18 protein-coding genes and 1 pseudogene are annotated in these 24,898 nt (G+C 66.9%); 12 read left to right on the top strand and 7 right to left on the bottom strand.

Features of this window, described 5'->3' with window-relative positions:
- Positions 1 to 9 precede the first annotated feature (9 nt).
- Entirely contained in the window at positions 10 to 858 is an 849-nt protein-coding gene (locus H7F53_RS10430; RefSeq protein WP_185679424.1) for a type 1 glutamine amidotransferase, read from the top strand.
- A gap of 95 nt (positions 859 to 953) precedes the next feature.
- On the opposite strand, the gene H7F53_RS10425 is transcribed toward H7F53_RS10430, so the two are convergent.
- The gene (locus tag H7F53_RS10425; RefSeq protein WP_185679423.1) at positions 954 to 1,826 is read right to left on the bottom strand and encodes a 3,4-dihydroxyphenylacetate 2,3-dioxygenase; all 873 of its coding nucleotides are present in this window, start codon (positions 1,824 to 1,826) and stop codon (positions 954 to 956) included.
- A gap of 146 nt (positions 1,827 to 1,972) precedes the next feature.
- On the opposite strand from H7F53_RS10425, the gene H7F53_RS10420 reads away from it, so the two are divergent.
- The 4 genes from H7F53_RS10420 to H7F53_RS10405 all read left to right on the top strand — a co-directional run bounded on the left by H7F53_RS10420 (position 1,973) and on the right by H7F53_RS10405 (position 9,042).
- Positions 1,973 to 3,238: a cytochrome P450 gene (locus tag H7F53_RS10420; protein WP_185679422.1), complete on the top strand. Its 1,266-nt coding sequence runs from the start codon at positions 1,973 to 1,975 to the stop codon at positions 3,236 to 3,238.
- A gap of 9 nt (positions 3,239 to 3,247) precedes the next feature.
- On the top strand, positions 3,248 to 4,573 hold the full coding sequence (locus tag H7F53_RS10415) for a type I glutamate--ammonia ligase (protein ID WP_221773686.1): 1,326 nt from the start codon (positions 3,248 to 3,250) through the stop codon (positions 4,571 to 4,573).
- 11 nt (positions 4,574 to 4,584) lie between these two features.
- Entirely contained in the window at positions 4,585 to 6,051 is a 1,467-nt protein-coding gene (locus tag H7F53_RS10410; RefSeq protein ID WP_185679421.1) for an aldehyde dehydrogenase family protein, read from the top strand.
- A 504-nt stretch (positions 6,052 to 6,555) separates the two neighbouring features.
- Positions 6,556 to 9,042, top strand: a complete 2,487-nt coding sequence (locus H7F53_RS10405) for a TonB-dependent receptor domain-containing protein (protein WP_185679420.1) — start codon at positions 6,556 to 6,558, stop codon at positions 9,040 to 9,042.
- A 90-nt stretch (positions 9,043 to 9,132) separates the two neighbouring features.
- On the opposite strand, the gene H7F53_RS10400 is transcribed toward H7F53_RS10405, so the two are convergent.
- On the bottom strand, positions 9,133 to 9,861 hold the full coding sequence (locus tag H7F53_RS10400; protein ID WP_185679419.1) for a PEPxxWA-CTERM sorting domain-containing protein: 729 nt from the start codon (positions 9,859 to 9,861) through the stop codon (positions 9,133 to 9,135).
- Between the two features lie 300 nt (positions 9,862 to 10,161).
- Between H7F53_RS10400 and H7F53_RS10395 the strand changes: the two genes are divergently transcribed.
- The 6 genes from H7F53_RS10395 (at position 10,162) to H7F53_RS10370 (ending at position 16,900) form a co-directional block, all read left to right on the top strand.
- Complete coding sequence (locus tag H7F53_RS10395) at positions 10,162 to 10,737, top strand: ECF-type sigma factor (RefSeq protein ID WP_185679418.1); 576 nt, start codon at positions 10,162 to 10,164, stop codon at positions 10,735 to 10,737.
- 30 nt (positions 10,738 to 10,767) lie between these two features.
- A complete protein-coding gene (locus H7F53_RS10390; RefSeq protein WP_185679417.1) occupies positions 10,768 to 13,068 on the top strand; it encodes a serine/threonine-protein kinase in 2,301 nt (766 codons plus the stop codon).
- A gap of 90 nt (positions 13,069 to 13,158) precedes the next feature.
- Positions 13,159 to 14,019 carry a helix-turn-helix transcriptional regulator gene (locus H7F53_RS10385; protein WP_185679416.1) on the top strand — a complete coding sequence of 287 codons (861 nt, stop codon included), beginning with the start codon at positions 13,159 to 13,161 and terminating at the stop codon, positions 14,017 to 14,019.
- 145 nt (positions 14,020 to 14,164) lie between these two features.
- Complete coding sequence (locus H7F53_RS10380) at positions 14,165 to 15,190, top strand: zinc-dependent alcohol dehydrogenase (protein WP_185679415.1); 1,026 nt, start codon at positions 14,165 to 14,167, stop codon at positions 15,188 to 15,190.
- A 49-nt stretch (positions 15,191 to 15,239) separates the two neighbouring features.
- Positions 15,240 to 16,076 carry a sugar phosphate isomerase/epimerase family protein gene (locus H7F53_RS10375; protein WP_185679414.1) on the top strand — a complete coding sequence of 279 codons (837 nt, stop codon included), beginning with the start codon at positions 15,240 to 15,242 and terminating at the stop codon, positions 16,074 to 16,076.
- On the top strand, positions 16,073 to 16,900 hold the full coding sequence (locus tag H7F53_RS10370) for an SDR family NAD(P)-dependent oxidoreductase (RefSeq protein WP_185679413.1): 828 nt from the start codon (positions 16,073 to 16,075) through the stop codon (positions 16,898 to 16,900). Before H7F53_RS10375 ends, H7F53_RS10370 begins: the two co-directional genes overlap by 4 nt.
- An 84-nt stretch (positions 16,901 to 16,984) precedes the next feature.
- Here the strand turns inward: H7F53_RS10370 and H7F53_RS10365 are convergent, their stop codons facing one another.
- Positions 16,985 to 18,913: a S41 family peptidase gene (locus tag H7F53_RS10365; protein ID WP_185679412.1), complete on the bottom strand. Its 1,929-nt coding sequence runs from the start codon at positions 18,911 to 18,913 to the stop codon at positions 16,985 to 16,987.
- A gap of 133 nt (positions 18,914 to 19,046) precedes the next feature.
- Positions 19,047 to 20,183 (bottom strand): helix-turn-helix domain-containing protein, encoded by a 1,137-nt coding sequence (locus H7F53_RS10360; RefSeq protein WP_185679411.1) that lies wholly within the window; start codon positions 20,181 to 20,183, stop codon positions 19,047 to 19,049.
- Between the two features lie 606 nt (positions 20,184 to 20,789).
- Between H7F53_RS10360 and H7F53_RS10355 the strand changes: the two are divergent.
- A pseudogene (locus H7F53_RS10355) lies at positions 20,790 to 20,966 on the top strand (transposase); the annotation flags it as partial.
- Between the two features lie 343 nt (positions 20,967 to 21,309).
- On the opposite strand, the gene H7F53_RS10350 reads toward H7F53_RS10355, so the two are convergent.
- The 3 genes from H7F53_RS10350 to H7F53_RS10340 form a co-directional block, all read right to left on the bottom strand.
- A protein-coding gene (locus H7F53_RS10350) for an IS630 family transposase (RefSeq protein WP_185679410.1) occupies positions 21,310 to 22,373 on the bottom strand; the annotation gives its coding sequence in 2 pieces (ribosomal slippage) (positions 21,310 to 21,879 and positions 21,882 to 22,373; 1,062 coding nt in all).
- A 67-nt stretch (positions 22,374 to 22,440) separates the two neighbouring features.
- Positions 22,441 to 22,734, bottom strand: coding sequence for an IS66-like element accessory protein TnpA (gene tnpA / locus H7F53_RS10345; protein WP_185679409.1), 294 nt, complete (start codon positions 22,732 to 22,734; stop codon positions 22,441 to 22,443).
- A gap of 647 nt (positions 22,735 to 23,381) precedes the next feature.
- Positions 23,382 to 24,611 (bottom strand): NAD(P)/FAD-dependent oxidoreductase, encoded by a 1,230-nt coding sequence (locus H7F53_RS10340; RefSeq protein ID WP_185679408.1) that lies wholly within the window; start codon positions 24,609 to 24,611, stop codon positions 23,382 to 23,384.
- Between the last annotated feature and the right edge of the window lie 287 nt (positions 24,612 to 24,898).

The raw sequence follows: 24,898 nt of genomic DNA, 5'->3' as shown, positions 1-24,898 counted from the left end.
CGTTCCGCCATGACCCGCTTGCTTCTGCTCGAAGGAAACACCGCCGAAAAGCGCGCCCGCGCGCGCGCGCTGGGCGTGCGCAGTTCCAGCGAGATCTATGCCGAGGCGATTTCGGCCCATTTCCCCGACATTGTCCTCGACGTGCTCAATGGTGCCGATCCCGGCGAGGTGATCCCCGGTAACCGCACCTGGACCGACTACGCCGGCCTTGTCATCACCGGCTCGTCGCTCCACGCCTACGATCAGGAGTTCGCGGTGACCAACCAGATCGCGCTGGTGGCCGAGGCTGCCGGGCACGCCCTGCCGATTTTCGGCTCCTGCTGGGGCTTGCAGATCGCGGCCATGGCCGCGGGCGGGCAGGTGGCCTACAACCCCAAGGGCCGGGAAGTCGGCTTCGCGCGCAAGATCACGGTGGCCGCGACGCACCGCAACCACCCGATGTTCATGGGGAAACCCCCGGTGTTCGACGCGCCCTGCATCCACTACGACGAAGTTGTCCGGCTGCCCGACGGCGCCACACTGCTGGCCTCGAATGCCCATAGCGCGGTGCAGGCCGCGATCATTCCCCTCGGCCGGAGCGAGGTCTGGGCGGTGCAGTACCACCCCGAGTTCGACCTGCAACAGCTTGTCCAGATCTACACCCTCTATGCGGACGACATGGTCGCCCAGGGCTTTTTCGCCGATCAGGCCGAGCTTCGCGCCTATTGCGACAAGATCGCGGCGCTGGCCGCTGATCCCGACCGCATGGGGCTGGCCTGGCAACTCGGCATCGACGCGGACGTGACGGATGACCGGGTGCGCCGCGCCGAGATCATCGCCTGGATCGAGGCCTGCGTCCTCCCCGCGCGCTCGGACTGAGCCTGCGCCGCCGGAGGTCCGGCGGCGCAGGGGCCAGCCCCTGGCCTGACGCGACCGCCGCCCGACCCGGATAGCAGCGGGCCGCGGCCCCGGCCTCAGTTCCAGCCATCATCCGGCTTGTCGAACCAGACGTGCACCTGGCTGGTCCCGGTGGCGTTCTCGTAGTCGGAAAACTGTCGACCCCGCGCGCGCCACTCCCTTCCGCCGCAAGCCGCAGCCATCATCAGGTAATGGCCGAAGCGCGCCTCGGGGGCGTGGCGCAGGTAATCGGGCATGGTGTCGATCACCGCGGCGTGGTTGCCCTCGGCAAACCACCTCAGACGTTCATAATCGGCCTCGCGTGCCTCGGGCGAGGAGATATGGATCGGGTCCGAGGCTTCATGCAGCGGAATCTGTTTGAACGGCCAGAACCGGTGGCTCATCGAGCCGCTCGCGATCAGCACTACGCGCTTGTCGGACTGGGCGATGGCCTGGCCGATCCCCTCGCCCACCTTGAGGAAATCGTCGGGTTCGCCGGAGTAGGCATGGCTCACCGAAACCCATTCCTCGCCGCCATGCAGGTAGGTCGAGAGATTGACGGTCGGATAGTGGATCGGGAGATAGGGGTCGTCGACCGCGGTGGTGCGCACCCCCGCTTCGGTGGCGCAATCGGCCATCGCTCTGGCCAGTGCGGGACTGCCCTTCAGATCGTAGGGAATCTGCGACATGCCGCGCGGCAACTCGTCGGAGGTGTAACGTCCCGTGCGGCGTTCGTGGGCTGCCACACAAAACTCGACGATCGTGAACCAGTGCGAATCGAACAGCACGATCGTATCCGGCTTGAGGACGTCTAGGACCTCGGTTTTCAGCCGATGCAGGCCGGGGACCAGCGAGATCTCCTTGCCTTCGTTCAATTCATACCGGGTTTCGGCCGGCAACATGATGGTCGGCGCATGAGCGACAAGGCCGGCTCCGATGATCTCGCCCATGGCAAGCACTCCCTAGAACAACTGGATGGCGGCGTTCATTACGGGGGTTGGCCGGCAAGCTGAATAGTCCGGCCCCAGTCTGTCCGGTTATGCCAAGTGCGCGGGTCGCCGACCGGACTAGCACGGGATCAGGACAGGAGGCCCTGATGCAGTATCCCTTTTCGCGCTCACAGGACGCTCACGTCGACCTGTCATCGCTCGACGCGTTCAACGACGGCGCGCCCTTTGCCACCTTTGCGCGACTGCGCCGCGAGGACCCGCTGGCCTGGAGCGAGATGCTGAACGGCGACAAGGGCTTCTGGTCGGTGACCCGCCATGCCGACCTGCTTGCGCTCAATCGGCAGGCCGACCTGCTCTCGTCCGCCAAGGGTATCCGCATGGAGGACCAGACCGCGGAGGAATTCGAGGCGCGCAAGACCTTCCAGGAAACCGACGCCCCGCATCACCGGGGCTTCCGGGCCTTGGTCGCCAAGGCCTTTGCCAAGAGCACCGTGGCCACCTTCGAGGACCAGATCCGCGCGATCGTGACCGAGCTTCTCGACGTGGCGCTCGACGAAGGAGAGTTCGACGCGGTGGACCGCATTGCGCGCCGCCTGCCGATGCAGATGCTGGCCCAGATCATGGGCGTACCGCAGGCGGACGGTCCCTGGCTGGTCGAGAAGGGCGATGCGCTCATCTCCAACTCCGACCCGGACTATACCGACTTCGTGGTCGATCAGGTCAATACCGACGCCTACCGCATGCTCCCGTTCCGCTCGCCCGCGGCGATGGAGCTATTCGACTATGCCAATGACCTGCTCGACCGCATGGATGCCGGCGAACAGATCGGCGTGCTCAATCTGGTGCGCGAGCCGACCAGTAGCGGCGAACGGATGAGCCGCGACGAATTCCGCAACTTCTTCTGCCTGCTGGTAGCGGCGGGGAATGATACCACCCGCTATTCGATCTCGGCCACGATCCATGCCCTCGCCAACAATCCCGCCCTGCTGACGCAACTCCAGCAAGGCGCCTTCCACAGCTGGGAGGCGGCAGCGGACGAGATGATCCGCTACGCGTCTCCGACCACGCACTTTCGCCGCACCGCGACCCGGGATTTCGAGCTTCATGGCAGGCAGGTGAAAGCCGGCGACAAGGTCCTGCTGTGGTTCATTTCCGGCAATCGCGACGAGAATGCGATCGACCGCCCCTACGAGATCGATCTGATGCGTGAACGCAATCCGTTCCTGTCGTTTGGCCAGGGCGGCCCGCATATCTGCCTGGGCATGTGGCTGGCCAAGCTGGAGGTCGCGATTGTGATGCAGGAGCTCGCCAAGCGGCTGACCGCCATCGAACAAGTCGCCGATCACAGCTACCTGCGGTCGAACTTCATCCACGGCATCAAACATCTGCCGGTGCGCGTCCGGGCGCGCTGAGGGAAACCGATGAACACCATGACGACCATCCCTGGCCTCGAGGTGCAGGCCGCCACGGCGCAGCGCTGCCGCCTCCTCTTTGCCGACCAGCTCAACCTGGCCCGCGGCAAGTACATCCCGATGTCGGAGGCCCGCAAAGGGCACGCCCGGATGTGTGTCGGCACTTTCGCGGTGACCTATGACAAGCAGCTGGTGGCGGCGCCAGGGGGCGGGATGCTCGATGGTCTGCCCGACATGGAGGTCCGGTTCGACCCGGCCGCCCTGCGCCCGTCCTGGGAGGCCGACACGCAGGTCGCGCTGGGCGAGCTGTGGTTCAAGGGCGAACCCTTTGCCCTGTGCGGCCGCACGGCGCTCAAGAATGCCATTGCGGCGTGGCGCGCGCGCGGACTCGAACCGATGGTGGGCGTCGAGATGGAAGCCTACGTCTATCAGCGTGGTCCGGATGGGGCGTGGGTCCCCTACGACACGCCAGGTGCTTTCGTCTACGGGACCGGTCCGTTCACGGACCCGGCGGGACTGGTCGACGAGATCTGGGACATGGCGCGCGCGTGCGGGATCCCGATCGAATCGATCAATGCCGAGTTTGACGCGCCCCAGTTCGAGCTGACGCTGCGCTTTGCCGATGCCATGAAGGCGGCCGACGACGCCTTCCTGTTCCGCCAGATGGCGCGCGAAATCCTGTACAAGCGCGGTTACCTGCTCTCGTTCCTGCCCAAGCCCTTTGCCGACAAGAGTGGGAGCGGGCTGCACTTCAACCTCAGCTTCAACGCGGCGGATGGGACGAATGTCTTTGCCGACGACGTGGCGACCGGCGTTCTCTCGGACGTGATGAAGGGCGCCATTGCGGGCCTGCTCCAGCACCATGAGGCCCTGGCGGCGATCCTCGCCCCCACCACCAACTCCTATACCCGCCTGCAGCCCGCCAGCCTCTCGGGCTACTGGGCAAACTGGGGGATCGACCATCGCAGCGTGACGGTCCGGGTTTCGGCCGAGACCGGGCCGGCCGCCCGGATCGAGCACCGTCTCGCCGACTGTGCCGCCAGCCCCTACTTCGCGCTTGCCGCGCTGCTCCGGGCCGCGCTGCTCGGGCTCGAGCGCGGCTATGACCTGCCGGAACCGGAAACGAACGACGGTCTGGAGACCATCAACACCGATCGCCACACCCCGCACGACCTTGGCGCCGCGCTCGACGCGCTGGAGGCCGACACGCTGCTGACCGAGACAATCGGAGCGGACCTGGTCGCGAACTTCGTGGCGATCAAGCGCGAGGAGGTTCGCCAGCTCAGCGCGAAAACCGCTGCCGAGCAGATCGCCTATTACCTTTACTACGTCTGAGACACGAAGCCATGACCACCCGCGCGCGCATCGACATCGAAGGCATTTCGGTATCGCCCGACCACTACATCGGCGGACAGCGAGTGTCCTCGCCGGACACCTTCGAGACGCGCTGCCCGTTTGACTGGTCGCGCAAGCTGGCCGACATGGCGCGGGGAGATGCCTCCACCGCCGATCTCGCGGCCCGGGCGGCCACCGCCGCCTTTCCCGCCTGGGCCGCCCTCTCCGCCTCCGAACGCGCCGCCTGCATGCACCGGCTGGCCGATCTGATCGAGGCGAATGTCGAGAAGCTGGCGCTGATCGAATGCCTCGACATGGGGATGCTGCTGGAAAGCCTGCGCCTGCGCGTGATTCTCCGCGGCGCCGCGAACTTTCGCAACTACGCGGATCTGGCGAGCGGCCATGAGGAGCGCGTCTGGTCATCGCGCGGGACCCTGAACCGGGTGATCCGCATGCCCGCCGGCCCGGCGCTGATCATCACGCCGTGGAACGCGCCGTTCATGCTGTCCACCTGGAAGTGCGCCCCCGCGCTGGCCGCGGGCAACACGGTGATCCTCAAGCCCGCCGACTGGTCCCCCCTGTCGGCCTCGCTGCTTGCCGACCTGATCGACGAAGCCGGCTTTCCGGCCGGCGTGTTCAACATCGTGCAGGGGCTCGGCGCCGATCTCGGCAATGCCCTGGTCAGCGACCCCAGGATCAAGCGGATCAGCTTTACCGGCAGCGTCCCCACGGCACGCATCATCGGCAGGGCGGCAGCCGAGAACATCGTGCCCTTCACCGCGGAACTCGGCGGCAAGAGCGCCCTGCTGGTCTTCGCCGACGCCGACCTCGATGCCGCAGCGAAGAAGGCTGCCGGCCAGTTCGACGACAGCGGGCAAGTGTGCATGGCCGGGACCCGCATCATCGTCGAGGAGAGCGTGGCCGAGGCGTTTCTCGCGCGCTTCCACCGCCATGTCGACCAGCATGTGATGGGCGACAGCCGCGACCCGGCCACGACCATGTCCGCCCTGATCCATCCGGTCCACGTCGAGCGGGTGCTTGGCTTCATCGCGCGCGCGCGGGCTGCAGGCGATACGATCGTCCGCGGCGGTCAGCTGCACCAGGCCGGGGCGAACTGGATCGAACCCACCCTGATCCTGCCCCGCAGCAACGACAGCGAGGTGGTGCAGAACGAGGTGTTCGGGCCGGTCCTGACCTTTCAGACCTTCAGGACGGAAGCCGAGGGAATCGCGCTTGCCAATTCGACGCCCTATGGGCTGTCGGGGATCGTCTACACAGGCTGCGCCCAGCGCGCCGAACGCGTCGGCCGGGCCGTTCGGGGCGGGACGGTGTGGGTCAACACCTTCCTGGTCCGCGATCTGACCGCGCCATTCGGAGGGATCGGCATATCCGGGATCGGCCGCGAAGGCGGAGACTACGCGCTGGACTTCCACTCCGACCTCAAGACCCTGCAGATCCTCGAGGGCAGTGTCGCCTAGGGTCAACCGCGGAAGCGGTCGGCACAAGACGCGGAGCAGCGGCCTCCCTCGCCTGCGCGGTCCCTGCGACAGATCGGCCGCGCCGCCTTGCCGGACCCGGAAAACCATCGCCTGCGCTTGCCGGCGGCATCCGGCTGGCAAGCCTTGCGGCGCGGGCCAGCGGTCGTGACAGGCATCAGGACGACCTGCTCAACCTGACCCTGCCGCCAGCCGGGGCGGGAACATGCTGCTCCGGCGGGGAGAGCAAGCGGCGCGCCGTGGCCGAACTCCGCATCTTGCATGCCCCCAAGACCGCAGGGACCGGCGATCGCGTCGGGTAGTGGTCCTGCCAGAACGGCAGCGCCCGGCTCCGATCCACCCCCGCAGCGCCGCGCCGTGGCTTGTCGGCAACTGGGTAGTCGCCACAACGCCCGGCTTTACGGGACCGCCATCGCTCCGCGGCATATTGTGCCCAATCACCCGCACAGCATGACCCCGACAAGACTGCGCCATTCGGAGAGCGATATGAGGAAGGCCCTGTTTCTGCTCATGGCGGCTCCGGCCGCGATCTCGTCACCTGCCCTCGCCGAGGCCGAGAGAGACGCACCGGCGAACAGCGCCGAAAAGGCCGAGGCGCCAGCGGCACCGCCCAAGGAGGTGTTCTCGACCGGCGTGGCCAAGGGCCGCGACCGGCTCGACAGCGCAACCTCGACCAGCGCGCTGCGCGGTGACGAGATCCAGAAGTTCGGCCCGCGTGCGCTCGGCGACGTGCTGCGGACCATGGCCGGCCTGCGCGTGGCGAGCGGCATCGGCGAAGGCAACAACAACTACACCGTGCGCGGCCTGCCGCTGGCTGCCGGCGGTTCGAAGTACATGCAGTTCCAGGAAGACGGCCTGCCGGTACTGGAGTTCGGCGATCTCTTCAACGTCGGCACCGACGTCTACCTGCGCAACGATTTCACCGTGAACCAGATCGAGACGATCCGCGGCGGGTCGGCCTCGACCTTCGCCTCCAACTCGCCGGGCGGGCTGATCAACCTGATCTCGCGCACCGGCGATGTCGAGGGCGGCTCGGTCCAGCTCTCCACCGGGCTCGACTATGACGAGAAGCGGCTCGATTTCGCCATGGGCGGCCGGTTGAACCGCAACACGCGCTTCCACATCGGCGGCTTCTACCGCCAGGGCGAAGGACCGCGGCGGATCGGCTTCGACGGATGGCGCGGCGGCCAGGTCAAGCTCAACGTCACACGCGAGTTCGACGATGGCGGCTATGTGCGCGTCTATCTGAAGTATCTCGACGATCGCTCGCCGACCTTCGCGCCCTATGTCGTCAACATCACCGGCACCAACGACAATCCGACGTTCCAGAGCTTCCCCGGTTTCGACCTGCGGCGCGATTCGGTGCTCTCGCGCTATCTTGGCCCCGTGATCACGCTCGATCAGGCCAACAACCTGGCGGCGCTGCCGATCGATACCGGCCAGCATGCCGTGTCGAAATCATTCGGTTTCGAGACCCAGTTCGACATCGCCGGCTGGACGATCACCGAACGGGCCCGCTTCGCCGCGAACGGCGGCGACTTCAGCCGTGCCTTCCCGAACAGCGCCAACACCGTGAGCGCTTTTGCCGCCGGGCAGAGCGGCGCCGGGGCCACGGCCAGCTATGCCTCGGGTCCGCTCACCGGCCAGCCTATTCCGGGCGGCAGCCTGATCAACGGCAACGGGCTGCTCCAGCTCTATTTCGTGTCCTTCGTCCGGGCGCGCAATCTGGACAACTTCACCAACGATCTGCGTGCCAGCCGGGTCTGGGAACTGCCGGGCGGCAAGCTGACGACCACCGGCGGGCTCTACGTGGCCACCCAGGCGCTCAGCACCACCTGGCTTCACACCGCGATGAACGTCGATGCGAACGGCGGCGGGAACACGGCCATGGTCAACATCGCCAATGCCGCGGGCGTCCAGCAGACGGTCAACGGCTACTTCGCCTTCGCCCGGGCCAGCAGCCTGTTCCGGCGGGCCTTCGACGTCGACTACCGGGTGGTCGCGCCCTATGGCTCGATCAACTACCACTTCGGCAAGATCGCGATCGGCGGCAGCCTGCGCTACGACATGGGCCGCGTGCGCGGACAGCTGGTCGGCGCCGACCTCGGCGAAGGCCGGGTCGGCCTGACCTCGCAGGACATCAACCGCGACGGCGTGATCAGCGCCGCGGAAACCCGCGTTGCCTTCCTGCCGTTCGATCGCCCCGGCGCAGTCAGCTACAACTATGGCTATCTCAACTATTCGGCCGGGGTGAACTACCGCGTGGCCGAACCCTTCTCGGTCTTCGCCCGCTACAGCCACGGCGCCCGCGCCAATGCCGACAAGGTGCTGTTCACGCCGTTGATCAACAATGCCACCGGCGCGATCGCCAACGAGCGCGACAAGGCGGACGGGGTGACCCAGATCGAAGGGGGCTTCAAGTTCCGCAAGGACGGGATCACCCTCAACGGCACGGTCTTCCGGGTGACGGCGGACGATCACAACGTGCTCAACGGCGCCGCCAACCGCACCGATCGCTCCTACGAGGCCCACGGCGTGGAACTGGAAGGCACCATCCAGCGTGGTCCGTTCAGCATGATGGTGGGCGCCACCTACACCCGCGCCAAGATCACGCTCGACCGGCTTGACCCGACCCTTACCGGCAAGGAACCGCGTCATCAGCCGGATTGGACGCTGGTGGCCGTACCGCAGCTCGATCTCGGCCGCCTGTCGGCCGGTGCCAGCATCGTGACGATCACCGGCAGCTATGCGCAGGACAACAACCTCCTGCGCATGCCGGGCTTCACCACGGTGGGTTCGTTCCTGCAGTTCGCTGCCACCGACCGCCTGCGGCTGACCCTGAACGCCCAGAACCTGTTCAACACGCTGGGAATCTTCGAGGTCAACCAGTCGGCCGTGCCGGCCAATGGCATCGGCTTCGCCCGCGCCGCCAATGGCCGCACGGTGTCCGGCTCGCTCCGGTTCGACTTCTAGGCCGGTCCGCCCGGCCGCGCGGCCCCTGCCCGCCGGGTCCTGCGGCCGCCGATCCGCACCGGGACCGGCGGCCCCGGTACGGCCTCGACCTCACCCGCAGGCCAGAGCCATGCGCTGGCGCCGCATGGCCATGCCGATCAGCGCGAAGCCGCCGATCATGGTCAACCAGGTGGACGGCTCGGGCACCGCACCGGCTACGCTGCTGGAGACGCCATTGAGCGAGAAACCCGCGCTGAGAGCAGGCGGGTTCAAGGTGATCGCCCGGCCTTCCAGCAGAAAGTCGGTCCCCACCGCGCGACTGTTCGCCGGAGTGGCCGTCGGAAACAGCGGGATCAGATTGGAAAAGCCGGCAAAGCGGATCCAGTACTTTCCGGCTGCCAGGTTCCAGTTCGGCAGGGCGAACTCGGCGACATAGTTCGCATAGCCGTCGGTGCGGGCTCCACCAGGAACCACGCTGGTCGGGTTGGTAAAGCCCTGCGACAGGAACGGATTGACGATCGCGCCGCTGGAACCCCCGCTGGGCAGATCATCGCCGCCATCGGTGAAAATGCTGATCGTCATCGGATTGGCGGCCTGGTCCGCCTGGCTGGCCAGGGTCGAGACCAGGACGAACGACTTGTCGAGCGTCTGCGCCGCGGCAAGGTTGAAACTGACGAAAATCGCGCCAGCGCCAGTGCAGCTCGAGCAGAAGTTGAGCGGGGTGTCGCCCGATGCCGCATAGTTTGGAAACGATTCGAACACCGTGGCGGCCTGCGCCGCTCCCGACATCAACGTGGCGAACACCGCGAGGGTCGCTCTCGTCACTTTGGTCATCTTCATCACCAATCCTTTTCTGCTGGCCGGGCCCGGTGCCTGCCGAAACCTTCGGCAGGGGGACGGCTTCGGGGTGCGCGGCGGGGCGATGCCCACTAACGGCAGAACTGTGCCGTCATTGGGAGGAGCGGAATTGCTCCGCGAATCCGGTCACGGCCCGGCGAAAAAGTTGCCGACCGCGAGAACCTGCCCCGAAGCGGGACAGTCGGCGTTTGGACAGATGGCGCGGGCGATCTGCCAAAGTATCATCCATTCCGGTTGCATCGCACCGCGCTTTGCGGCTTTCTCACGGCATGGACCCCCAGCATGAGCGCTAGCACGGACCAGTCCCTGCCGATGTCCGAGCTGGCCCGGCTCTGGACCGACTTCTCGCGCGGCGACATCGCCGCCCGCGACCGGCTGCTGGGGCTCTACTACACCGAGTTCCGGCGCGTGGCGCGGCGCATCCTCAGCGGCGACAGCCATCGCTTGCGCCTGCAACCGACCGATCTGGTCCACGAGGCCATCGTGCGCCTCCTCGGCGGATCCGCCATTGCCGTGACCGACCGGACGCATCTGCTGTCGCTGGCCGCCCGGGTCATGCGGAACACGCTGATCGACGAGGTCCGCAAGCACCACGCCGCCAAGCGCGGCACCGTGGTGACCTTGTGGCCCGAGGCTGAAGGTCTGGCGGGGAGCTTCGACCTGGAGCTGTTCGACCTGTCGCTCGAACGGCTGGCGCGGATCGAGCCCGAGGGGGCCCGGATCGTCGAGCTGCGCTTCTTCGCCGGCATGACCCTGCCCGAGATCGCCGCGGCGCTCGACCTGTCGGAGAGCACCGTGCAGCGCCGCTGGCGGACCGCCCGGGCCTGGCTGATCAAAGAACTGAACGGCAGCGACTGACCGGTGGACATCCCCACCGAACAGCGGGTGATGAAGCTCTTCGAAACGGCGCTCGACTGGCCGCCTCCGGCCCGACGCGAGCGGCTGAGCGCGCTGCTGGCCAGCGAACCCGAGGTCCTTGCCGCGGTCCTGGCCATGCTCGAGGCCGACGCCGCCGCGGCCCTGCTGCCGACGCTGCCACCCGCACCGATCGCGCTGGTCGATGATGCCCCGTCTCCCACCCGCATCGGCAGCTACCGGATCATCGAGGAGATCGGCCGGGGCGGCATGGGGCTGGTCTATCGCGCCGCCCGCGACGATGGGCTGTTCGATCAGGAAGTGGCGATCAAGGTGATCCGCCGCACGATCTTCTCGGACGCGACCCTGGCGCAGTTCGCCACCGAGCGGCGGATCCTGGCGCGGTTGCATCATCCGCATATCGCCCATCTGCTCGATGGCGGGGTGAGCGCGGACGGCTCGCCCTATATCATCATGGAACTGATCCGGGGCGCGCCGATCACCGACCATGCCACGCGGCGCGGGCTGGCCCTGGCCGAGCGGCTCGCGTTGTTCCGCGATGCCTGCACCGCGCTGGAGCATGCCCACCGCGAGCTGGTGGTGCATGCCGACGTCAAGCCCAGCAACGTCGTCGTGGCCGAGGGGTTCGGGGTCAAACTGCTCGACTTCGGCATTGCCCGGCTGGTGGGCGACGAGAGCACCCTGCCCGGCATGGCGCATACCCCCGGCTATTCCAGCCCGGCCCGGCAGTCTGGCGCCCGGGCGACGCCCAGCGATGATGTCTATGCGCTCGGCGTGTTGCTCGGGCAGCTGATTGCGGGCGTGGACGGGGTGAACGAGGATCTCCGCGCGGTAGCAAGCCGGGCCGCAGCCCCCGAACCGTCCGCGCGGTACGGCGCGGTCAGCGAGTTGATCGCGGAACTCGATCGCTGGCAGCGGCACGAGCCGGTGCAGGCGCGGCCGCCGGGACGTTTGCGCGCGGGCGCGATGGTCCTGCGCCGCAACCGCGCACTTGCCGTGGGCATTGCCCTGCTGGCGCTGACCGCCAGCGTGACCAGCGTCCTCTACATCCGCGCCGAACAGGCCCAGGCCCAGGCCGAACACCGCTTCGCCGAGGTGCGCAGTCTGGCGCGGTACATGCTCTATGACCAGTTCGACGGTCTCGCCCGGGTTCCCGGCACCCTCAAGGTCAGGCTGGCCCTGCTCGACAAGAGCCAGGCCTATCTCAACAGCCTGGCCGCCGACCGCACCCCGTCAGCGGACCTGGCCCTCGATATCGGACAGGGCTTTACCCGGCTCGCCGTTGTCCAGGCGGGCCGGCGCGGCGGACCCAACCTGCAACTCAGCAAGCTGGCGGGCCAGAACCTCGCGCGCGCCGATGCCGTTCTGGGCGACGCGCTGCAGCGGTTTCCCGACCGCGCCGATATCCGCATGGCACTCGCCGCGCTGCGCGCCCAGCGCTGTGCCCGCAGCATCTACACCGAGCACGGCGTCGAAGCCGCGATCCGCTTCGCCCAGTCTGCCGAGGACCTGCTGGCCGCCATGCCCGGCGCAGCGGCGCGCGATGTGGTCTGGACGGCGCGCGATTGCCGCGCCGACGCCTATACCTGGCTGAACCAGCCGAAGCAGGCGATCGCGCTGCTGACTTCGGAGATCGCCGCGGCCAGAGCGCGGATGGAGCATCGGCAGATGACCGACGATCTCGTCCGCGAACTGGGGCTGGCCTATCGCCTGCTTGCCGAGGCGGCCTTCTACGACAATGATTTCGCGCAGTCAGCCGCCCATGGGACAACTGCCGTCGGGGTGCTAAGGCCGCTGATCGTCAAGCATCCCGATACCTTGACCTTCGTCAGGGCTTATGTCGCCGCGCTGATGATCACTGCACAAGCCAGCACCAACGTGCCCAGGGACTATGGGCGCGCCCTGGCCTTGCTGACGGAAGGCAGCCGCCTCTACCGCCGCATGGTCCAGCGCGATCCGGAGGATACCGGAACCTTCGTCAATCTGCTCTCGCTCGAGGGGGATCGTGCCATGGTCCTCGCCGCGGCAGGACGCGGCGCCGACGCTCTGGCCCTGTCCGCCGACATCACGCGCATGAACGACGACCTGGCGCGGCGCTATCCCGATGATCTGACGATCGCACGGAACCGCGCCCGAGCCCTAGCCACACGCGTGGAGCTGCTCGCCCGCACCTCGGGCAAGGCGGCCGGCTGCCAGGGCACGAGGGCCGCGCTGGCGGCGTGGCAGGCCTACGGCCGGCAGTTCGGGCTGACCGCCTCCGACCGGGCCGACATCGTCGATCCGCTGGACAAGGCGTTGCTGTCCTGCCCCTGATCGGAGCGCCCTGCCCGCACCACCAACCATGGGCCCCGGCGCCGCACATCGGCAGTCAACAGCCGCGGCAAGTTCGGTTATGGTGAGGTCATGCAAGGTTCACCCGCCCCGATTGGACGCGCGGCCGTCACGGCGGAACTGTGCCTGCCGTCGGCCTCGGTCCGGCTTCTGTCGCTCGATCTGGTGCGGTCGGGCTATCGGCAGCTCCGCGAAGCAGGCGCGTACCGGCTCGACCTCAGCCTCGATCCGCGCTTGCCGGGCACCGCCGTGCGGTTCACCGACCGGTGGGCCGCGCATCGCTACGAGCCCGTCGGACGCCTCTTCGTCCTGCCGCCGGACGAGACCATGCTGGTGCGTAACGGGCTGGGCCATCAGGACGCGGTGATCTGCCAGCTCCCGGTCGGTCGCATGGAGGCCTGGCTCGACGCGCCGGTCGAGTGGTCCGACCGCCGCCTCGAAGCCAGCCTCGACGTGCCGAGCGGGCCGGTGGGCGAGCTGCTGATGCGTGCCGCCCGCGAGGCGCGCGCCCCCGGGTTCGGCACGGCCCTGATCATCGAGGCGCTGGCAGTGGAGATCGCCGTGCTGCTCGAGCGCCATTACCGGCAGCTCGCCGCGCCGGCCGGGACCGATCCGCTTTCGCCCCGGCGGCTGCGGCTGATCGAGGACCGCATCCGCCAGGCCGGGCCACCCCCGACGCTGGTGGAGCTTGCGCGGCTGTGCGGGCTTTCGGTCCGGCACCTGTCCCGCGCCTTCCGCGCCAGCACTGGCACGACCCTGGGCGACCACGTGGCCGCGGTGCGGATGCAGGCTGCGCGGGCGGCGCTGGCCCAGGGCCAGAGCGTCAAGGCGGTGGCCTACGCGCTCGGCTTCGGCTCACCGTCCAGCTTCTCCTTCGCCTTCCGCCGCGCGCACGGGATGCCCCCCAGCCTGTTCCGCCGGAGCAACGCCTAGCGCCAGGTGCCGGGTCCGCTTTTCGATAGCGACGGCCGGATCTCCTACGCGATCACGCTTGCCCGCAGCATCGTCGCTGCCCCACCACCGGCATGGCAGCGGGTGGCACCACGACCGCCCGCCAGCGCGCTTGCGGGAGAATGCCTTGGGCCAGCGAACCTACAAAGCCGCGATCTACCGCGGCATCGGCCGGGTTGATGTGGTCGACCTGCCCTACCCGCAGTGCGGCGAGCACGACGTGATCGTCCGCAACCTGCTGACCGGGGTCTGCGGGTCGGACGTATCGGCCTTTCGCCAGGGCGGCGATGCCAACATGATCTGGGCGGATCACGAGTTCGGCCACGAAGCCCTGAGCGAGGTGGTCGAGATCGGCGCCAAGGTCAGCGGCCTGGCGATCGGCGACCATGTCTTCGTCAACCAGGGCAAGGCCCTGCGCGACATGCGACGCATGGCCACGGTGGGCGGCTTTTCCGAGTACGTCCGCATCCCGCAGTGCGAGGTGGGCTACAGCGTGCTGCCGATCGACAAGGCCATTCCGGTGCGCACCGCGGTTCTGGTGGAGCCCTTCGTCATCGGCACCCGGGCCGCGCACAGCCTGGCGCCCGGTGCCGGCAAGTCGGCGATCGTGTTCGGGGCTGGCATCATCGGCATGGCCACGGCGATCATGCTGCGCTGGTATGGCTGCGAACAGGTGATGGTCGTCGACCTGTCCGCCACGCGCCTTGCCCATGCGCGCGGGTTCGGCCTGCTCACCTGCGACCCGGCGAATGAAGACCTCAAGGCCCGCGCCCTTGCGGAGTTCGGCACTACCACGAGCTTTCTCGGCGAACGCTGCGCCGCTCAGCTCTACGTCGACGCGATCGGGGCCAGGGCCGCGATCGACCATTTCGCGATGCTCGCCGGCCGGGAGGCGTCGCTCGCCATCGTGGGGGTTCACCACGCGCCCGTCCCGCTCGATCTGCTCGGCCTGTGCTACAGCAACTGGCGCATTGGCGGATGCGGCACCCTGTCGACCGAGGATGCCCTGATCGACATCCTGGCGATGATGCGCTCACAACGCTGGGATCTGTCCTCGCTGGTTACGCACGAGTTCAAGATCGATCAGATTGCGGAGGCCCTGGCGATGGGCGGCAATGCCCTTGCAGCGCAGAAGGTCTGCGTGTCCTTCTAGAACCGCCGGAGCAACGGCCAAGCCCAACGCAAGCAGGATCGGACCAGCCATGACCAGCATCGGGATCGAGGCGATCAGCGTCTTCGGCATGCCGCCGGTGGACTTCGTCGCCCTGGCGGCGGAGCTCGGCTGCCAGCATATCTCCACCGGGCTCACCAGCTTCGATTTCGGGGTGGAGGACCATGCGCCCTATTCCCTGCGCGACGATGCCCGGCTGCGCCGCGACATGATCGCCGCGATGCGGGATACCGGCGTCTCCATCTCGCTGGGTGAAGGCTGCACCATCCGCCCCGGCGTCGACGCGCGCGACTATCGCGCGGATCTCGACCTGTTTGGCGAGTTGGGCGTCCAGCGCATCAACACGGTCAGCATGGACCCGGACCGCGCCCGCACGTTCGACCAGTTCGCCGTACTGGCCGAACTGTCTGCCGAACGGGGCATGGTGACCACCACCGAACTGGCCCCCTCGCTGACCGTGGCCGATCTCCCGACGGCGCTGGCGGCCGTGGCGCACGTCGGCCGGCCGGACTTCCGGCTGCTGATCGATACGATGCACCTCGGCCGCGCCGGCGCGACCGCGGCGGATCTGGCCGCGCTCGATCCGGCGCTGATCGACTATGTCCAGGTCAGCGATGCGCCGCTCCAGCCGCGCTTCGCGAGTTACTTCGAGGAATCGATGTTCCAGCGCATGGTGCCCGGCGAGGGCGAACTGAGACTGGCCGAGCTGCTGGCGGTGCTGCCGCCCGAGCGGATCTATGCCCTGGAGGTGCCGCTGCGGGCCGAGGCCCGGGCCGGAATGGGGGCGAAGGAGCGGCTCGGCCGATGCGTCCGCGCGACGCGCGACCTGTTGGCAGCGGCGCGGTCGGCCCGGGACGCCGCAGCATGAACGGGGCAGTCGCCGTCGATGCTGCGGGTGCGGGGCCGGACTGCGCCCGGCGTTATGGGCCGGTGGCGCTGGTCACCGGCGCCTCCTCGGGCATCGGCGCGGCCTTCGCGCAGCGGCTGGCCGCCCGTGGTCTGGACCTCGTGCTGGTCGCCCGGCGGCGCGATCGACTGGAGGCCCTGGCCAGTCAGCTGGCCGCCGTCCACGGTGTGGGGGTGACCGTGCTCCAGGCCGATCTGGCGGCGACCGATGGTCCGCAGCAGGTCGCCGAAGCGACGGCGGCGCTCGATATCGGCCTTGTGGTCAGCAATGCCGGCTTCAGCCTGAAAGGCGACCATGCCGGCAACGATCCCGCAGCCCTGACCGAACTGCTGATGGTCAACTGCCATGCACCCCTGCAACTCACCCGCGCCTTCATCCCCCGGCTGCGGGCCCGGGGCCGCGGCGGCATCATCCTCACCAGCTCGGTCGAAGGTCTGATCGGCTGCCCCTACTCCGGGGCCTATTCCGCCACCAAGGCGTTGGTGAAGGCGCTGGGTGAAGCCTTGTGGGCCGAACTGCGCAACGACGGCATCGACGTGCTCACGCTCTGCCCCGGCGCCACCGCGACCGAAGGCGCCGCCAGGGGCGGCTATGATCCATCGACCGTCCAGCACATGGACCAGCCCGACGCGGTCGCCGAGCAGGCCCTTGCCGGCCTGGCTGACGGGCCAATCCTGATCAGCAGCGATCACTACCGCAGGCTGTTCGAGCAGCTGACGACGATGCCCCGGCGCGACGCGCTGGCGGCGATGGCCAAGGGCATGAGGACCTCGCGCGGGGCCTGAGCGCGCGATGGCTCCACGGCGGACCGGAACGGCGTGCGAATGAGCAATGCGCATCGAGCGGATCACCCGTTGGCCCGGCCGGCGTCACCGGTGCAACTCGTAGCTCTGGCGCATGATGAACGGCTCTCCGGCCACGCGGGTCTGTTTCGTGATGCGCAGGCGGTTGCCGTCGCGGGTGAGGACCTTGCGGGCCATGACCGTGCGGCCATTTTCCGCCCCTGTTCCGTCAAGCACGATGGTCAGCGAGGAGCCATCCGCCGAGGCGCGCGCTTCGGCCACCCGCCACAGGCTTGGCACGCTATCACCGCCAGAGATCGTCACGCGCTGTCCCGCAGGATCGACGGCCCAAGTCTCTGACGAGCGGACCGTTTTGCCCAGCCCGTCGGCAAAGGTCCAAGACAGCGTCAAGCCATCGCCCTGCATCACCGCGGGCAAGGTTGTGCGGGTGTCGTCGCCGTAGTCGCGGTAGTCGAGCGTACCGGTCCACGTGCCCGCAAATGCTCCGGAAAGACGTTCAGCCGTCATGCTGCGGGCGGGCAGCAGGCCCTGCGCGACGCTGATCGCACGGTCACGGCCCGCCTCGAGATCTGCGAGCGTGGGGACGACCAACTGATCCACCGCCACGCCCTTGCCCGGCACGAAGTTGGCGATGGCGGTGCGGTTCCAGGCTTCGGGGATGCGCACCCTGATCCCGCTGGCGGGCAGCGTCATCAGAAAGATGCTGCCCGAGGTCGGCCCTTCGGCGCTTCCGGCGCTATCCTCGCCGATCACCGCAGCGCCGGCCTTCTCCCTCAACTGGGCAATCGTCCGCGTTGCACCCGATCCGTTGCGCGGGCCGCTGATGATCGTGATCCGCCCGGTGAAGCCGAGCGCGGCGATGGGCTGCTGCTCGAAGGTGGTGTCACCGTCGCTCACCTGCGTCCCGCTCAGCACCGGGATGCGATCATACCAGCCATCGGCGGTTCGGGTGAAAGCGGCGAGCGGTGGGTTGAAGCGGGCCTCGCGGTTGCCCCAGGTCTCGAAATACTGGGGCAAATCCCCATAGCGCACCGCCTTGTAGCGAACCGGCAGCGACCAGGTGAAGGGCCGGCCAATCAGGTAGCGCCCCAGCGCCACCGAGACATCTTCCGACCCGCCGCCGTTGTTGCGCAGATCGAGGATCAGGTGCTCGGTCCCGGCCTCCTTCATCGCGGCGAAGAACCCGCCAAGAAAGGCGGTGGCCTGCACCGGGTTGCGATAGTTGACGAAGGTGTCGATGCCGAGCCGCGCGGCCTTGCCGCTGATCCGCCAGGTGACCGCGTTGTAGAATTCGCTGCGATACCTGGCGCCCGGGCCGGCCAGCGTCGTCCACTGCGCGAACCGGATCGGCCGCAGCGTGGCAGTGGCGGCCTGCTGCCCGCCAACCGGTTTCCATTCGATCCGCCAGCTATCGGGAAAGCCGAACAGCGCGGGATAGTTCTCGTTGAAATCATCGCCCATCAGGTCGCTGTCGTCTGCCAGCTTGGCGGCGATCGCCTGGTCGGTGGTGCCATCATAGGATACCAGCGGCGCCAGCTTGAGCAGCAGCACAGGCACCGCCATGCCGTTGATGGCGAGGATCTCGCTGCCGACCGGCGGAGCGCCGGCCTGCCCATCGTTCGACAGCACGATCATGCGCCCCTCGATCAGCTGGAAGCGGAGCGGCAGGTGGGTGGGGTTGCCGGTGCGATAGGCGGTCAATCCTTCCGACATTTCCGCCTTGGTGTGATCGCAGTGGATCGCGGCGAGCAGACGGGCGATTCCGGCGTGGAGGGCAAGTTCGCTGACGGGCGCGGCGGCAACGGCCTCGAGCCGGGCGAAGGCCGCGTCGAGCTCGGTCTTGGCGGCGTAGCGGTAGAGCCCGGGGTGCACGGTTTCCAGAGCGCGCCGCAACAGGGCCACATCGCGGGTGGCCTGCTCGGCCGAAAGGATGCGCGGGGCATAGCGCGGCGAGGCCGGCCCGTCAGCCTCGGCCGCGGTGGGCGCTGCGGACACGGCAAGCGGTGCAAACAAAATGGCGACTAGCGCTGCCGCGGCTCTGAGGGTGAAGCGTTTCATCGGGATGGCTCCGGTTGGATCGGTCACCACCTCGGTCTGGACGAGGCACGCGTCATGCGCGCCTCAATGGTCAGGCCATCTGCAATTTTTGTGATTTGAGCCGCCATGAGCTCGGGCTCATTCCGGCAAACTCCTTGAACGCGCGGTTGAAACTGGCCTTGGAATTGAAGCCAACCGCGAACGCGAGCGCAAGCAGATCGCGGGCTTCGCCCGGCGCTTGGAGCAGGGTTTGCAGCTCTGCCACGCGGCGACGGTTGATGACCGCGTTGAAGTTCTCGCCCGCCGCCGCGCCAAGCCCGCGCGACAGATAGGTGGTGTTCGTCCCGAGTATCCGCGCCAGCCCCGCAAGCGTCAGAGCCGGATCGCGCCACAAGGCTTCGTTATCGATCCGGGCCAGCCATGCCTGGCCCTGCTGCGCCCAATCGCGGGACGGCGTGGCGGCTGCGGCCATGTCGGGCGGCTCGGCCTCCTCGGGCAACGGGCCAGCCTCCATGGACGGGAACGGCGTTGCCGAATGTCGCCAGCCCCCGATCCCGAGATAGATCACCAGCCCAGAAAACCCGACGTACAGCGGAAACTGGTCGAAGTAATCGCGGGTCGGATCGATTTGCTTGGCGATCAGGAATCCTGCCCAGACCAACAGGGCCAGCAAGAGCGCAGCCAGAAAGTTGCGGATCCAGACGGGATCGAAATCGACACCGTCGGTGCGATTCTGATCAAGCCACCGGCGATACCCGCGATAGGCGCGCCAGGCCGCCGCGCTGTAAGCGGCAATGCTGACCAGCGCGGCGATATCGAACGCGGGATCGATGATCGGCGCGTGAATGATGGTGTTCCACCAGTTCTTGGTCGACAGCGGGAAGGGAAACACCAGCGCATAGGCCAGGAACTGCACCGTAACCGGCACGAAATGGGGCCAGGCGCGGGGCACGGGCAGGCCGATCAGCGCCGCGGTATAGCCATAGAGCAGCGGCCCGAATGCCAGCGTGAAGGACAGCGGCGCAAAGCTGAGCCACGGCCACCTGTCATAAAACCCGGCATAGCCGATGGTGTAAGGCGTGATCAGCGCGGCCACCGCGATGATCAGCAGCGCCAACCACCGGCCAGCGGCTCGATTGAACCGGGACCGCCACAAGAGCGCCGCCAGCATGAGGCCCTGCACCGAACACAGCAGCAGCGTCACACTCATCGGGCCAAAAGCGATCATGGCCGCATTATGGCTGATTAAATGCGCTGACGGAACCTGCGGACAAGGCGCGGCCCGGTCGGCATCCGGATGCCTTGCCGGCGTTCCCGCAACGACCGAGGATGCGCCGCGCGGGGCCACTGCCGATGGCGGATGCGCGCCCTACCCTTCCCGACGACAAGACTGTCGCAGCCGGTCCGCGATAGCCCCCGAAGCCCACCAAGGCATTCACCCTGGCTGACGCCCGACGCTGCCGGCGACCAACTCCAGTGACTGATAATCGTGTGATTCCAGCGGGTCACCCGCTGCCTTGAAAGGCGAACCTCGATATCCTGGGGTTCCGCTCTCGGATTTTGCACCGCTTTTTCAGGTGCCTGCCATGGTGGTAGCGGAGGAGGGATCGAGAAAATCGCACTAAAACGTTGTTTTAGCTTGCTTGCTGCAGCCAAAGCATAGCGATACCCCCAAAAGTACCCCCACATTTCGCCCCTTCGAGACGAAGTGCACTTCCCGTGCGGCAAACCGAACGTCGATAGAAGGGCGGGCGCTTAAGCCTTCGTGAATAGGCTTAATCCTTGGCGGTTGACCTCCATTTCCGCGCGGCGGCGGACGCGATGCTGAGCAAAGCGCAAAGCTTTCCTGCGGCAGCTATCTTGGATCCGGATGAAGTCTTGGGTGATCTACGCCAAGCCTCCGTTCGCTGGGCCTCAGGCGTTGCTAGCCTATCTGTCGCGCTACACCCACAATATCGCGATCTCCAACCGGCGGCGTATTGCCCTCGACGAGACCAGGGTCACGTTCCGCTAAAAGGACTATCGCAGCGATGGCGCCTAGCGCCAGCAAGTCATGACGCCGGCGACCGACAGGGTTCGCCTCGGGGGCAAGGTCACGGACCTGGCGCAAGAGAACGATGGCGTGACGGTGACCTCAACACCGGCGAGACCGGCCGCTGCGATGCCGTGGTCGGGGCAGACGGCTTCGGGCTCCGCCGCCGGGAGCGCAGCAGGCTGATCATGGAAAGCAGCGGGCTGATCGGCGAGCTCAAACGGGAAAGCGGCAACGAAAGCAGGAGTCGGAAGAGTCGCCAATAAATATGCTTTTCAATCATTTTCTCTGAAGCAAAACCGCTTATACCAACCTGCATTGATCATGACCCACGCGCCCATTTCCGGCGACCGATTGTCAAGATGCGCCATGGCTGATCGATGAGCTTGTTCCAAGCCTCGCAGCAGCGGTCAATGATGTTGTCGTAGGATGTGAAGACCCGGTTTGACGGCCAGTTGTCGCGCATGAACTGCCAGACGTTCTCGACCGGGTTGAGCTCGGGGCACTTGGCCGGCAGCGGGATGATGCTGATGCTGGCGGGCACCTCGAGCTTGCCGGTCGTGTGCCATCCGGCCTGATCCATCAGGACAACGGCATGGGCACCCGGCGCGACGGCAAGGGATATTTCGGCGAGGTGCAAAGCCATGGTTTCGGTATTGCAGAAGGGTAGGACGAGCCCGGCGCCCTTGCCAAGTTCCGGGCAGATCGCGCCGAAGATGTAGGCCGATTTCGTCCGCTGGTCCTTCGGCGCCGAGGGCCTTGTCCCGCGCCTCGCCCAGCGCCGCGTGATCTTGTTCTTCTGGCCGACGCGGGCTTCATCCTGGAACCAGATTTCTACGGGCGTCCCCCTCGGGAGGCTTGCTCGGACCATTGCCAGCTCGGCAGCGAAGCCCCCTTTTTGAAGGCCTCCATCGCATGCTCGTTCTGGGCATGATGTCGAGGCCGCGCGGTCAGCTTCACGTAGCCCTGCTTCTTCAACTCGCGGCTGATTTTGGTCTCGTCGAGCGAGACGGCAAATTCGTCATGGAGCCACTGGGCCACGTCGATCAGCCGCCAGCGCACCACCCCGTGGATCGCCGGGATCGGACCGCGTTCGACAACATCGACCAGTGCCTGCCGCTGCACATCGTTCAACCGCGAACGGGGGCCGGGCGCCTTGCCATCCAGAAGTCCATCGGGACCACGGGCATTGAACCGGATAACCCAGTCCCGCACGATCTGAAGCCCGACGCCGCCGATCCGGGCCGCCGCACTCCGGCTACCGCCGTCGTAAATCTCGGCCAAAGCCAACAGCCGACGCGCTTGGTTCGCGCTTTTCGTCGTTCTTGACAATCGCCGTAGGGCAGGCCCGTCGAAATCCTCCCGCAAGCCGATCGCTGAACCCATGGTCCCGTACTCCAATGCCAGAGCGCCATAGATTCAGATTTTCGCCGACTTGGGAATCCCCCGTGAGTCAAACACCATGCAGGTTGGCTGGAGCTGCCCTGGCGCACGACCCTGTATCCTCATCGACGACCACGGCCTCGGCAAAGGCGGGCACGGCCGGTTCGCTGGCCTCCGCCTCGGCATGAGCCTGCCGCAGCTTGTTGCGCCAGGTGTAGATCAGCGAGGTCGAGATATCGTGCCGCCGGCAGACCTCAGCCACGCAGGCTCCCGGCGAAAACGCCTCGGCCAGCACGCGCAGCCGTTCCTCCTCGCTCCACCGCCGGCGCCGTTCCGGCCCCGGAAACACCGTGATCTGGCTCATCCACCGCTCCTAAGCGCACGCACAAGAGTACGCTTAACAGCGCTCACTCAGGGGCCGGACAAGGCGGGGCTCACCGGATGGGTACGTATTAGCCCCCCAGCAATGCCCCAAAAAAAACGTGGATGAGCGTGGACCGATGTGCACCTACCCAACTCCCTACTGCCGGCAACGATCCTCGGCATTGATCGGCAGCAGGTCAGCTTACATCGTTCTCAAGACAAGACCATGCACTAGTCGACGCGATGATCCTTATGGTCAGGCTCTTGACGCAGCTTCGGGCGCATGCGGTTGGCGCGCGGAATAGACAGTCACCTGCTGCGGAGCCTTCATCCGACGCTATCTGGCTGGCCCCTTCCCGTTTATGATCCCCAGGTATCTCGCAGGCGTTTCGGATTAGCTGCTTGCCTTGGCGACCACATCGGCGCTCCACAAAAAGTTTGATCACCAAGTCCTTGCGGCGTCAGTCATCATATGGTTGGTGGCTCGCTACGTCTTGAATCATCCGTCTCGGTTGAAGTATGGACGGATTTTTCAGATTATATTCGCAGCGTTTTTAGAATAGTGAATTTTTCTATTACTGTTCTGAACGATCGACTGTGGCTGCATTTTGCCGAAGCGCTTGGGCTAATTTGCCAAAAACCTTTCGTTTACATCGCCGCGAGTTCTTTCAGTGCCACCGTGGCATCGGCCAGAGCCGCCGGATCGACCACCGCTCCCAGCTCGACCAGCTTGCGCGCCTGGACATAGTCCTTGACCGCGTTGACGCAGTCCATCGCGATGAACTTGCCCTGCTTGAGGTAGGCGACCGAGAACGAGCGGTCGTCGGGGTTGCCGCGCAGTACGGCCTGGTCGTAGCCCGCCGAGATGCCCGCGGTCTGCAGCTTGAGGTCGTACTGGTTCGACCAAAACCACGGCAGTGCCCGGTAGGGCTTGGCCTCGCCGCAGATCGCCCTGGCCACGCAGGCGGCCTGGTCGTTGGCGTTCTGGACCGATTCCACCCGCATCACCATGCCGCCGGCATAGTCGCAGGCGAAGCTCGCGCAGTCGCCCACGGCGTAGACATCGGGCAGCGAGGTGCGGCAGTACTCGTCGATCTCCACTCCGTTGCCGCCCGCGGCACCGGCCGCGATCAGCGGGCTCACCGCTGGGACGATGCCGATCCCCACGATCACCGCCTCGGCCGGGATCACGCTGCCGTCGGCGAGCTTCACGCCCGTGACGCGGCCCTCTCCGACGAGGCAGTCCACCGCCACGCCGGTGCGCAGGTCGACCCCGTGGGCGCGGTGCTCAGCCTCGTAGAAAGCCGAGAGCTCGGGCCCCGCGACGCGGGCGAGCACGCGGGGCAAGGCTTCCAGCAGGGTGACATGGCAGCCGAGCTTGGTCAGCACGGCGGCCGCCTCGAGCCCGATGTAGCCGCCGCCGATCACCACGATGCGCTTCACCCCGCCGTCGATCTCGCCCATCAGCTGGTCGCAGTCGGCGCGGGTGCGCACCGCGTGGACCCCGGCGAGGTCCGCCCCGGCGCAAGTCAGCTTGCGCGGATCGCCGCCGGTGGCCCAGATCAGCGTGCCATAGGTGAAGGCGGTGCCGTCGGACAGGGTCAGGACCTTGCCCGCGGGATCGACCGCGGTGACCTCGACCCCCAGCTTCAGCGCCACGTCCTTCTCGCCCCAGAACTGCGGCGGGCGGATGTAGAGCCGGTCGAAGGTCTTCTCGCGGGCGAAGTATTCCTTCGACAGCGGCGGGCGCTCATAGGGCGGCTCGCTCTCGCGCCCGATCATGGTTACCGAGCCGGTGAAGCCCGCCTGGCGCAGCACCAGCGCCGCCTGGGCGCCGGCATGGCCGGCCCCGACGATGACCACTTCCGCTCCGCTCATGATTCGACCCTCTTTTCGGTTCGGTACCAACATGTATGCACCGGCGTAACTCGCTGCCGTTTGAAGCTTGGGCTGGTGGTTCACAGCTCGAGAATGACTTGTTTCTCGGAAGCAAACTCGAACCCGTTCTCTAGAGTCTGCATGCGGCCACTGATGCGTCCAGCAGCCCAAATTTTCACCACCAGGCAGGCGTCAGGTAACGCTTGCCTGGTGTAAGCATCCGACGCTGTCATGCTTTGGGAGCAGCCTAGGGGCACTTTGTTTCCGGTGCGCACGTGACAATCGAT

The organism is Novosphingobium piscinae (assembly GCF_014230355.1).
GTDB lineage: Bacteria > Pseudomonadota > Alphaproteobacteria > Sphingomonadales > Sphingomonadaceae > Novosphingobium > Novosphingobium piscinae.
This window is presented reverse-complemented; position numbering and strand designations above follow the sequence as displayed.

Bases quoted from the DNA above. Each gene is read 5' to 3' on its own strand.
- H7F53_RS10430 (WP_185679424.1), top strand. From the start codon at position 10: ATGACCCGCTTGCTTCTGCTCGAAGGAAACACCGCCGAAAAGCGCGCC.
- H7F53_RS10425 (WP_185679423.1), bottom strand. From the start codon at position 1,826: ATGGGCGAGATCATCGGAGCCGGCCTTGTCGCTCATGCGCCGACCATC.
- H7F53_RS10420 (WP_185679422.1), top strand. From the start codon at position 1,973: ATGCAGTATCCCTTTTCGCGCTCACAGGACGCTCACGTCGACCTGTCA.
- H7F53_RS10415 (WP_221773686.1), top strand. From the start codon at position 3,248: ATGAACACCATGACGACCATCCCTGGCCTCGAGGTGCAGGCCGCCACG.
- H7F53_RS10410 (WP_185679421.1), top strand. From the start codon at position 4,585: ATGACCACCCGCGCGCGCATCGACATCGAAGGCATTTCGGTATCGCCC.
- H7F53_RS10405 (WP_185679420.1), top strand. From the start codon at position 6,556: ATGAGGAAGGCCCTGTTTCTGCTCATGGCGGCTCCGGCCGCGATCTCG.
- H7F53_RS10400 (WP_185679419.1), bottom strand. From the start codon at position 9,861: ATGAAGATGACCAAAGTGACGAGAGCGACCCTCGCGGTGTTCGCCACG.
- H7F53_RS10395 (WP_185679418.1), top strand. From the start codon at position 10,162: ATGAGCGCTAGCACGGACCAGTCCCTGCCGATGTCCGAGCTGGCCCGG.
- H7F53_RS10390 (WP_185679417.1), top strand. From the start codon at position 10,768: ATGAAGCTCTTCGAAACGGCGCTCGACTGGCCGCCTCCGGCCCGACGC.
- H7F53_RS10385 (WP_185679416.1), top strand. From the start codon at position 13,159: ATGCAAGGTTCACCCGCCCCGATTGGACGCGCGGCCGTCACGGCGGAA.
- H7F53_RS10375 (WP_185679414.1), top strand. From the start codon at position 15,240: ATGACCAGCATCGGGATCGAGGCGATCAGCGTCTTCGGCATGCCGCCG.
- H7F53_RS10370 (WP_185679413.1), top strand. From the start codon at position 16,073: ATGAACGGGGCAGTCGCCGTCGATGCTGCGGGTGCGGGGCCGGACTGC.
- H7F53_RS10360 (WP_185679411.1), bottom strand. From the start codon at position 20,183: ATGATCGCTTTTGGCCCGATGAGTGTGACGCTGCTGCTGTGTTCGGTG.
- tnpA (WP_185679409.1), bottom strand. From the start codon at position 22,734: ATGAGCCAGATCACGGTGTTTCCGGGGCCGGAACGGCGCCGGCGGTGG.
- H7F53_RS10340 (WP_185679408.1), bottom strand. From the start codon at position 24,611: ATGAGCGGAGCGGAAGTGGTCATCGTCGGGGCCGGCCATGCCGGCGCC.